Genomic DNA, 10,357 nt, shown 5'->3' on the forward strand with positions numbered 1-10,357 from the left:
GCGCCGCGATTTAATCGCCCCTAGATTGAACAAATTTCAATCCGCAAAGATCAACACGCCCTAATACTTTTATAAAACTAAGGAGCCCCATGTTTTCACTATTTAAATCAGACCCGACAAAAAAACTACGCAAAGAGTACGACGCAAAACTTGAGCAAGGCATGCAAGCACAGCGTAAAGGCGATATTAAAAGCTACGCCATGTTAAGCGCAGAAGCCGAAAAAATCTGGAGTGAAATAGAAGCGCTTGAGGCTAAAAAAGCTAAGTAAGTTCGTATTAAACGTGTCTGTACTGTTTTAAAAAAGCCGTTGCATCGGACCAAAACAAGCTTAGCCAATGGACAGGGGCATTAGCATGAAAGGAGTCAGCGTTTGGAAGCATTCTTTTTCCTCTATTTTATTTTGATCATTTATGCGTTGCTAATTCGTTTTGCTTCAAGGCATGAAATACGCGCACAATGTGACGGAAAAATATATAAGTTCCAATCCGTTTCAGCTGTTTTAATTACATCTTTAGCTAGCGCATCCCTCAGCTTTTTATTCGCAGAGCATTTCGCTGATTGGCTGTATCAGTTTATTCCTGCTTTTATTGTGGCATCTATAGTAGCAGTTGATAAACCTATTAGATTACAGTAACTTTATGCTAACAAGAGTTTCAAGTGGAACAAAATACAGTGGGCTTTTTATTCACTACGTCATGTATTTTAGCCATCTGAATTTAGCCTCTTAAATGGACGTTAGCCCGCCTGGAGATTTATGAGCATTCCCTTAGTCTACATTGATCAAAATATCATTGGCCTCCAGTTGTTAGGACATATAAATCTTAGCAAAAGAGATGACATGAAATGGGTTTATTCGAAGGAACATTTTGCGGAAATCAAGCGAGCTGATGACCCAGAAAAATATTTAAATGTGCTAAATGAGATTGGCGCAAAAATGTTGGACCTTATACTTGACGAAAACTGGAAAATTACCGGTGAAGCAAGATTGATCGAAGATCTTACTCCATTTGAGAATTATCAGAACTATATTGAAGCAATAGGGAACGTAGAATTCGATGAAACCATTTTTGATCCATTTCAAGTGTGGATGAACGGTGGTCGAGATGAGGGTCCCTTAAAAGAACTTTCAGATAATTTAGCGAATCAAGTTTTGCAACTAACATCAGATTTACCATATAACACAACAGGAATGCCTAACAAAATCGGCGCCATCAAACCTGAACTTGATTCGATGGTTGACGATATGATTTCGAACGGAAATGACATAAAAAAGACTAGAGCTGCACTTGGTGATAAAAAAGGCACTATTGGCGCTGTCTCTGAAGAACATCAGATTGCCCAAATTTGGGAGATAATATCTCCAACAATGGAAGACTCTGGCATGAACTGCGATCAATTCTTTGGGTTTGATCCCATTGATAATCAAGGTTATGAGTTATGGCCAGTGTATCTTGGCATAGTTGGATGCAATGCAGTTATGGATATTTTGGGATTCCAAGCGGAAAAGAAGTGCAGAAAAATTAGTAAAATCCACAATGTGAGAAGTGATGCTGGTCATATTGGAATGGGAGCATACTGCTCTGCAATCTTGTCAGAGGATAAGAGACTAGTGAAAAGAGCAAAAGCCATTTATGAATACAAAAACATAGTTACTTCATCAATATTGATAGAGAAAGATGCTAAAAAGTCAATCCAGCCGACCGCTAACGTGTCGGCTGATTAAAGCGTTAGGCACCAAGGATGATTAAATTCATAAAGTATCTGCTAATAATATTTCTTATAATGCTTCTTGCAGTTATAACTCTTTTTACCATACATATTTTAAACGGTGATGATGGCGCTACCTACGAGCTTAGAGGCCGATATAAAACTTCACTAGACGGTAAAACCTATTTGGTAATTGAAGATAATAATGGTGGCAATTGTGGGCCTTTACTCGTAGATAAAAAAGAGTGGCCATATGGTCTGAACGCTAAAGGAGAAGTGAAACCTGGGGAGCATAGAATTGAGTGTGGCGGATGGAGGGGAATTAGCATCCAAAAAGGCACTACTTATTATTTTGACTACTGGGGTCCATAAAATGCCTAAAAAGTTGCTTACATAGACAATGCTCTTCCCTCGTTTACTATACCTCTGGAGTATTTCCCTCATACACATTTTTAGGGTTTATTTGCATTAGCAATGCTGGGTTGTCTATCGGTTTAAACCCGTATTGCGCATACAGGCCATGCGCATCAGAAGTGGCTAATAAAAAGCGCCTTAGCCCTTGCAGCTCAGGGTGTTCTACAATCGTTTTTATGAGTAACTTGCTCAGACCATTACCTTGTAAATCTGGGGTAATAAATACATCAGCCAAATAGGCAAAAGTGGCGTTGTCGGTTACTACGCGGGCAAAACCCACTTGCTCGTTATCAGCGCTGTAAACACCAAAACACATTGAGTTATCAATCGCTTTTTGCATCACGCTTTTAGGTATTCCTTTAGCCCAATAACTATTAGCAATAAAGTTATAAATAACGTTAAAGTTAAGCTTGCTTTTATCTGTGCTTATTTTGAAATTGTGGGTATTTACAGTCATAATTTATTGTCTTTTTATCATAAAATTTGAATCAGTAATCTTTAACATTTTTTAGCTGTTTATCGTGTACTTTTGAAAGCAGCAATATCGAGCAAATAGCCCCAAGTAAGGCAATTCCCATATCAGATTGAGTATCCCATACGTAGCCTTGCGTACCTAAAAATGCTTCTGCGTTTTCACCGCTTAACACTGCAACCCACCACTCTATTAGTTCGTAAAAAGCACTAAACGCTAAACATATCGATACAACAAACACATTTAGCCAGCCTTTACCATTGACTACGTTTTTACGTAGTAATATTTCACGCGCTAATAATGCAGGCACAAACCCTTGAAAAAAGTGCCCTACTTTATCGTAGTTGTTACGCTCACTGCCAAATAAATTATCAAACCAAGGGACTTCGGCGTAGGTGTAATGCCCGCCAACCATTAGCACAATACAATGCGCTAATATAAAGCCATATAAAATGGGGGTGAGTTTAAAATGCTTATAGCTGCTTGCCAGAAGCACTAAACCAATGATTGCGGGGATAACTTCAAGCAGCCAAGTAAACTGATCTTTTGGGTTAATTCCGGACCAAATTAATACAATAAAAAACAGGCCAAGCCATAAATACTTCATTTAGAATCCTTGTCTAAATTGATTGAATTTACAGCATTTTATATCTCTAAATTGCCCGATGCTACCGATAGTTTGTTTTAGCGGTTAATCGATTAAATAAGCGAGGAAAAAACCGTTTAATGGTCGGTGCCCAGCCGCTTAAGCCTTTGCCAACAATCACTTCGTCTTTTTTATTATAAATTGCGAGGATCATTTTTTTAGCAGCTAGGCTTACATCCATGCCATTTTCTATTGAGTGCTCTGGCTTGTTTTGCGCTATGCCTTGCTCGTTTAACGAATTATGTGCAATGGCGGTTTTAATAGAGCCGGGGCAAATAGTTAAGCAATGAATGTTATGCTCTGCAAGCTCAGCACGCAGGCAATCCATAAAGCCCACTACCGCATATTTAGAGCCTGAATAGCCCGTTCTAAATTTAGAGCCTACTTTACCCGCAACGCTACTAATAGAGACGATTGAACCGCTTTGTCTTGCTACCATACTAGGCGCCACCGCTTTAGTAAGTGCAATGAGGCCAAAGTAGTTAACTTCCATCAACTGGCGGTAAACATTAAATTCGTTTTCTAAAAATAAGCTGCGCTGCGATACCCCACCGTTATTAATTAAAATATCGATAGCAGGTAATGCACTCATTAAGTCAGTAACTTGAGCTAAAACAGCTTCAGGCGCTGACAAATCAAGGGGCACAATAATGTGGCCATCGCCATGTAAGCTTTGTTTTAGTTCGTTAAGTTTATCAACGCTTCTGGCTGATAAAATAACCTTGGCACCCAGTGCTGCAAACTGTATTGCGAGCTCTTTGCCAATACCTGATGATGCGCCGGTGATCCATACTGTTTTATTGTTGTATTGCATGGGTTATTTGCCTTTATTATTTTATCTGCTGCTAATAGCAATCGTGTTAAGTTATAAACATTTATAGCGACAGATATATGATTTATAACGCGGTTAATGCTTTATTTAGCACGCTAGAATAACTAAATATTTAAGCCGCTTAGCATTATGCCTTGGTGGGGCCTGCTATGGCGTTAACTTCATGCTCTAGCGATTTATAAAGCCCCATTAAAAATAAAAGCTCAACGGTTACATACAATGGGCCAATAATTAAGCCAATTAAATCATCTACAAACGCAGGCTTTTTACCCTCATAGTAATGGCCAATAAACTGCAGCACCCAGCCAAATACAAATACGCCCACACCAATACTTAACCAAGGCCAAAAAGCCATAGCAGCGATTGGCTGTGCTGCTAAAAGCAACAAGGTAAACAGTACACCCATTATTAAGCCAAGTGACACGCTCAGCATTAAGTAATACACCACGCTTGCAAAAACAAAAAGCTGCGCGCCATCAATAAGCAGGCTGCCAGTGGGTATTTGAATACGCGCTAACAAGCACAGCACCGCAAATACAATAAGCGGAATGCCAAAAAAATGAGTTAAAACATTGCGTTTAGAGCGATGGTACAAACCGTATGTACCAAGCTGTTGCTGTAGAGTTTTCATGTGTGTGCCTTTTATTGTGTTTTTTACACTATATCAGGCTTTTAAAATATCACTCTGTCGGAAAGCCGACATTTACTGATTACAAAGTAACTCTAAAGCAGATTGGTTTAAAATGGTCACTTTGTTATAGCCGACCTCAATGAGTTGCTGCTTTGCTAATTTTTTTAAAATTTGATTGGCGGTTTGCCGTGTAAGGTAAGTCATATCAGCCAATTGTTGTTGAGATAACGTAAACGTATGGCCATTACTATGCGCTAAATGCGCACACAATATAAGCAAGCGTTTTGCAACGCGCTGCTCGGCACTTAATAGTGCATGATCTTCCATGCTAGTAAACATAACTCGCAATTTTTGGGCAAGAAGTAACCCAAAGTCTTGCCAATAATGCGGGTATTGTTTTAACAGTTGCTCAAGTGCGCGTTGCCCAATAAAACACAGTGTTACATCGGTTTGCGCATAAACATCGTGGGTGCGCATTCCGCGGTCAAATAAAGTGACTTCGCCGAACCACAGCGAGGCGTCAACAAAGCTTAAAACAGCTTCTTTACCATTATTACTTACCCCACTAATACGCACCACACCACTTAATACAGCATAAATACCGTCGTGTTTATCACCTCGTAAAAAAAGAGATTGGTGCGCGCTAAGGCTTAAAGTTTTTGCGTGGCTTAATAAAAACTGTTTTAAGTGTGCATCGCGCTTAGAAAACCACTGCCCTTGTTCAATAATGTTACAATGTGCTTTACTTAATCCATTCATTGCATTGTGTTTATATGTGGTTGAAGCTCTATTGCCAACGACTTAGGCAAGTCTAAATTACTGGCAATAACAAAGTCGTTATACGCCTCATTACCAGAGAAAAACTCCGCAATAAGCGTTTTATTTTTATATACGTTCACTGAAACACCACTGCCCATACCACCAGCATTAATAATGTAGTAATAGTAATTGCCTTTGTTAAAAAACAAAATACTTTCGCCTACTTTCCCTATTTGACGATAGTAGCTACCAAATGGCTGCGCGGCAGTGGCCGTATACTCTAGGCCAATTTTTTGCTCAGTGCCATAACGATAAGTAATAGCTGAGTTATCATTGGCCACACACACAGACAAAATATTATCAGTGGGCTTTAGTGTATAAGTCACTTTTGCGGTTGGGTTGCGTATAACCTTTTGCATTTTTGCATTTATATACGCTGTTTCACCACGTTTACAGTGACTTGGTACAATTCCCTCTATTAGGCCTTCTACAACAAGGTGCTTTTGCTTAATAGCAGTAGCCGGTAAATTAGCGTTTTCGTTTTTAGCCACTAACGGCGTTTTACTGCTACTAAATAAACTCACTTCCTCATCGCAACCATTTAAAAAGAGTACGGGAATACAATAGCAAAAAGAGATCAATTTGAAACTCATACTAATTCCATCTAATACAACTTAACCTTAAAATAGCGGCAAAATTAAGCACTAGCAACCATTAAAAATGGTAAGTTTTATAAATCTTTTTTTTAAGCATGTTATGCAAATATTGCTTTACTATTTAGTGACTTATTTAATATTTATTTACACATTAATTGGTTTATTTACGAACAATTCATAAACCAATTAATACCCGTATGTCTATTTTCAATATAGGGACAATAAGCCCTCTTTTTATAATACTTAAACACAATAATTGCGAATAAATGTTGGCTTAGCGTAAAACAATGTTGGCTTTTATTAATACAAATTCGCTTGGTTAGGTAATCTATTTTAGATAGGAGGCGTGTTGAATTTTTGGCAAAAATTACATTGTTGAGCTTTCTTCAGCAGAACACTTTAACGTAGCAAGGTTTGCTTTGGGCTCTTTAGTATTAGCTAGAAAAGTTAGCGCATGCCTTTTAAAGGCATGCGCGGTAAATATTAAAGCGCTGCGACTCCTGAGCTAAGGCCAACCTAATCAGATGAAGAATCGTTTTCTTCACGTTTATATATGTAGGTTTGCTGCGTTTTAAAGCCAAAGCCTAATGTATCACTGTCATTTACAAGTTTAACTTTACCATCAACAACAGTTAGCCCTGGTCCGTTAATTTCAGGCGGTTTGATAGGGTTTACTGCACCTTCCCCAGTAAGGCTCGGGCCGATTAAATAAAACTGGCTTACTTGGCTAACAGGTATTGTTTCTTCGTACTCGTAGCCACCACCTGGGGTACCGTCATCTGGGTCACCATCATCAGGTGTTGGCACATCACATAATCCATTATTATTAGCATCTATACATGAGTCGCCTTCACCAAAATACAACTGAGCGGTATCGGGTACATCGTAGCTGGTAGTAAATTTAAGTTGGTCGTACACTTTTGTGCCATAGTGCAAATGAAAAGCGTACATTGCACCACCGCCCCCTGTTAAAGAGCACTGATTTTTATCAGACTCTAGTGCAGGTGTAAACGATGTATAATAAGCTACGCCTCCTACTACGGTGGCTGCAGCCAATGATTTTTCACCATTACTTAGCTCATATCGCCACCCTTTAAAGCCTGCTAAATCAGCTTCAAGTTCTACAAACTCATCTACATTATCTAGTGCATTGCCAAATGGGTCGTCATTCATAAGCATTAATTCACTTGGCACTATGGGCTCTGGCGTATTTTGTGAATCGAAGGTTTTAGTTACGGTTTGTTCATCGCGAATCATGTAAAGGTGATCTTGCTCATTGGTTGCAAGCGGATTTGAGCGATTACCACTTCCTATAACGATTGCATCGTAAGGCGTATCTAATCGTGTGGTTATTTCTTCACCGCCATAGCTCGTTTTGCTCACTTTACTAAACATAGTACGCGCCACTAGTGGCTTGTAAAAAAAGCGTCGGTCTTGCGTTGCTAATGAACTGCCAAGCTCTGCTAATTTGTAATGAGAAAAACTATTTTTGTCAGAGCCAGGCATATCCACACGCCAAATATTACCCCCCGTATCGGTGGCATATAAACGGTCAATGTAACCATCATAATCTGAGTCAAGCGTTGCTATATCAGCAGCTATACTGTGCTTACCTTGGAAATTATTATCCTCGGGCGTTAACGCCCATACTCTTTCGCCGGTTTTAGCCTTAACAATGTAAATTCCCGTGCCTGATTCATCCTCGCTACGAATCGCGTTGTCTTTGTTTGTATCGTATCCGCCACCAAATACCAGTAAAGGCTCATCTCCAAACGCTTTAATATAGGCTATTTGTGGTTTTGACCAGGTTTGAGCTAGGTATTCAAACCCATCTGAGCCGCCTACAATAGGCTTACTCCAAAGCTGTTTTGGTTTATCTGGTGCGCTAATATCAAGTGCATAATAGTTTTTACCCCCGCGGCGCATGCCAGCAAATGCCCATACTTCATCACCTTTAGTGGCATCTATTACTCCGTCATTTAAGCCGTCACTGTTTAAACTTTTATTGTTAAAAAACACACTAATAGGCCCATCCATACCATACACTTTAGTATTGGCTTGATTTGTACGAAGCGCAGGTATGTTTTTTAACAGCTCAGCAGGCATAAACGCCCACTCCTCTTCAATGCTGTTACCTTTATCGTTAAACATGTGTAAAAAGCCAGCATTAGTGCCCACTAAAATACGTATGTTGCCATCACCATAATCAATAGATACCGGCTTAGAATGCAAAGGATCACCAAAAATATTGGCACGCTGATCTACTGATGAGCTATCGCTATCTTCGTTATCTACATCCATGCCTCTTGCCCAATTAATATCATTGCGCGAGATAGCAATATTAGTACCCGGTATGATGCCACCTATGGCGTCTGACACTATATTTAAAATTTCTTTAACTCTCTCAAAGGTAAAATCAACAATACTACCGTCCGAATCTATATACAGTTTGCGGCTTTGTGAGTCTAAGCTTGAAAGTAAGTAGTTTACGCCGCCTTGTGCGACTAAATTACCATCGGCCGGTTTATTTGAAGGTAGCCAAAACGTGCGAGCGTCTTCTTTAATTAAGCCGTCATCACCTATTGCCTCACGGCCTGTGGAGTCAACTATGTTAGAGCCCGACATAACTAATTTTTTTAAGTTGCCGCCCCAACGAGCCCCGGTCTCTGGGTAAAACATAGCAAAATAAATTGCTTCTCGGCTGCGGGTTTGGTCAACGTTATTACTGGCAACCGTAGGCGATGAAAAGCTATCGTTTACTTCGCGTATTCTAGAAATAGTGCTATTTAATTTCTCTGAAAGCTCCGCAGAAGTATTTGCATGTAAATATTCTCCACCACCTACTTGAGCTGTTTGCTCTAGTAGCTTCTTACCGTTAGGACTCATTCCACTGCCAAAACCTATGGTAAATACTCGTCCAGTATCGGCAATTTCAGGTGTGCTATCGTACAAATCAATTTCTACGTCACTTGTTCCATGAATTATTTGTGCTAGTGCAGCCAAATAACTTCCACTTGTTGTACTTGGATATGAACCAAACTTAGATTTATAAAGATGGTATATATCATAATTACTTTCAGTGTCACTTTGCGGATCGCCATCCGTCATTAAAATAAGGTTAATAGAATTATCACAGCGCTCATCGCTATCTAAATCAGTTTCGAATGGCGAAATATATGTAAGAGTGGTTACTTTTTTATTTTTTTTATTTTTTTTATTTTTTTTATAAGTAACAGTTTTACTTAAAAAATCTTCATCTCCTGAATATTCTTCATACCCATACAAAACTTGTTGCCCAGTTAAGTATAAATAAGCTTCCCATAATGTTTCAGTAACTGGTGTACTGCCACTAGCAGGTAGGCTCTTTATCTGATTTTTAACCGTAGCTCTTGAAGAACCAATTTCAGCCATAACATAACCGCCGTAGTTATTTTGAAAGCGCATAAGACCAAAATCAATAGACTCATTATTATTAACCAGGTCGGTCATTGCATCTTTAGCAGCATCAATTTTTCTTGGCCCGTTGTAAGGAAGCTTACTTCCCATACTCCCAGATGTATCAAATACAATTAAAACTCGAGGCTTTTCATCGGTTTCTACGTTATGGTTTACGTATAGCTCTATATCTTCAGCGGTTACAGAGAGGCTAACAGTTGCTGCAAAAAAAGATGCAACAATGCGATTGAAGGTAAGTTTCATTTTAAATCCTTTTATCTGCGCTAAAATCACGCAGTTCCATTAAAAGTGCAGTTACTTATTTATTTTTAGTTTTAATTAGAAAAATGTACAAAACAGCTAAATGCCATTAAACATAAACTTATTTACAAAGATTAATGTTAACTGAATTTGCTATATTTTAAGTACTTTAATGAAAATAGACGCAAATATAAAGAAATTTAATACCCTTAGAGCATTTTATATACGCATCGCCATTAGTAAAATATCCCGCTTTTAAAAACAATTAACCCTGTGATTCTCGGTTAACCTTACTTGCAATGGTGTTATTACCATATTTTAAGTTTAAAACCCCCTATTAAAATAGGTATTTAAGTGAGGATACACGTTAAACCCGCTTAAAAATTAACAACTCACATTGGTTAATTTCAAAAATAAAAACTAAAAAGCCCCCGCGAGTTTATAACTAGCGGGGGCTTTTTAAGTGCTAAGTAATAAATTTATAAAGATAAATCTTCTTTAGCACGCGTTAAATTATGAGATACCAGTGAGTTTTTGGAGATT

General features: G+C 38.7%; 11 protein-coding genes. 4 read left to right on the forward strand and 7 right to left on the reverse strand.

The features are described 5' to 3' along the window. Positions 1–89: 89 nt before the first annotated feature. From AN390_RS19450 to AN390_RS19465, 4 genes are all read left to right on the forward strand, one after another. The gene (locus tag AN390_RS19450; protein ID WP_055255833.1) at positions 90–269 is read left to right on the forward strand and encodes a DUF6435 family protein; all 180 of its coding nucleotides are present in this window, start codon (positions 90–92) and stop codon (positions 267–269) included. Positions 270–371: 102 nt separating this feature from the next. Continuing rightward, positions 372–635 carry a hypothetical protein gene (locus AN390_RS19455; protein WP_055255836.1) on the forward strand — a complete coding sequence of 88 codons (264 nt, stop codon included), beginning with the start codon at positions 372–374 and terminating at the stop codon, positions 633–635. A gap of 120 nt (positions 636–755) precedes the next feature. Then, entirely contained in the window at positions 756–1,724 is a 969-nt protein-coding gene (locus AN390_RS19460) for a hypothetical protein (RefSeq protein ID WP_055255838.1), read from the forward strand. A 17-nt stretch (positions 1,725–1,741) separates the two neighbouring features. Further along, a complete protein-coding gene (locus tag AN390_RS19465; RefSeq protein WP_055255840.1) occupies positions 1,742–2,080 on the forward strand; it encodes a hypothetical protein in 339 nt (112 codons plus the stop codon). Between the two features lie 46 nt (positions 2,081–2,126). Here the strand turns inward: AN390_RS19465 and AN390_RS19470 are convergent, their stop codons facing one another. The 7 genes from AN390_RS19470 to AN390_RS19500 all read right to left on the reverse strand — a co-directional run bounded on the left by AN390_RS19470 (position 2,127) and on the right by AN390_RS19500 (position 9,817). Further along, complete coding sequence (locus AN390_RS19470) at positions 2,127–2,579, reverse strand: GNAT family N-acetyltransferase (RefSeq protein ID WP_055255842.1); 453 nt, start codon at positions 2,577–2,579, stop codon at positions 2,127–2,129. A gap of 31 nt (positions 2,580–2,610) precedes the next feature. Continuing rightward, the gene (locus tag AN390_RS19475) at positions 2,611–3,201 is read right to left on the reverse strand and encodes a DUF2238 domain-containing protein (RefSeq protein WP_054983966.1); all 591 of its coding nucleotides are present in this window, start codon (positions 3,199–3,201) and stop codon (positions 2,611–2,613) included. 61 nt (positions 3,202–3,262) lie between these two features. Continuing rightward, complete coding sequence (locus tag AN390_RS19480) at positions 3,263–4,054, reverse strand: SDR family oxidoreductase (protein WP_055255844.1); 792 nt, start codon at positions 4,052–4,054, stop codon at positions 3,263–3,265. 145 nt (positions 4,055–4,199) lie between these two features. Then, positions 4,200–4,703 (reverse strand): DUF962 domain-containing protein, encoded by a 504-nt coding sequence (locus tag AN390_RS19485; protein ID WP_055255846.1) that lies wholly within the window; start codon positions 4,701–4,703, stop codon positions 4,200–4,202. A 72-nt stretch (positions 4,704–4,775) separates the two neighbouring features. Continuing rightward, a complete protein-coding gene (locus AN390_RS19490; protein WP_024033419.1) occupies positions 4,776–5,462 on the reverse strand; it encodes a Crp/Fnr family transcriptional regulator in 687 nt (228 codons plus the stop codon). Continuing rightward, a complete protein-coding gene (locus tag AN390_RS19495; protein WP_029772248.1) occupies positions 5,459–6,115 on the reverse strand; it encodes a hypothetical protein in 657 nt (218 codons plus the stop codon). Before AN390_RS19495 ends, AN390_RS19490 begins: the two co-directional genes overlap by 4 nt. Positions 6,116–6,634: 519 nt before the next feature. Then, positions 6,635–9,817 (reverse strand): pilus assembly protein, encoded by a 3,183-nt coding sequence (locus AN390_RS19500; RefSeq protein ID WP_055255848.1) that lies wholly within the window; start codon positions 9,815–9,817, stop codon positions 6,635–6,637. Between the last annotated feature and the right edge of the window lie 540 nt (positions 9,818–10,357).

The sequence above is a fragment of the Pseudoalteromonas sp. P1-11 genome, assembly GCF_001399995.1.
Taxonomy (GTDB): Bacteria; Pseudomonadota; Gammaproteobacteria; order Enterobacterales; family Alteromonadaceae; genus Pseudoalteromonas; species Pseudoalteromonas atlantica.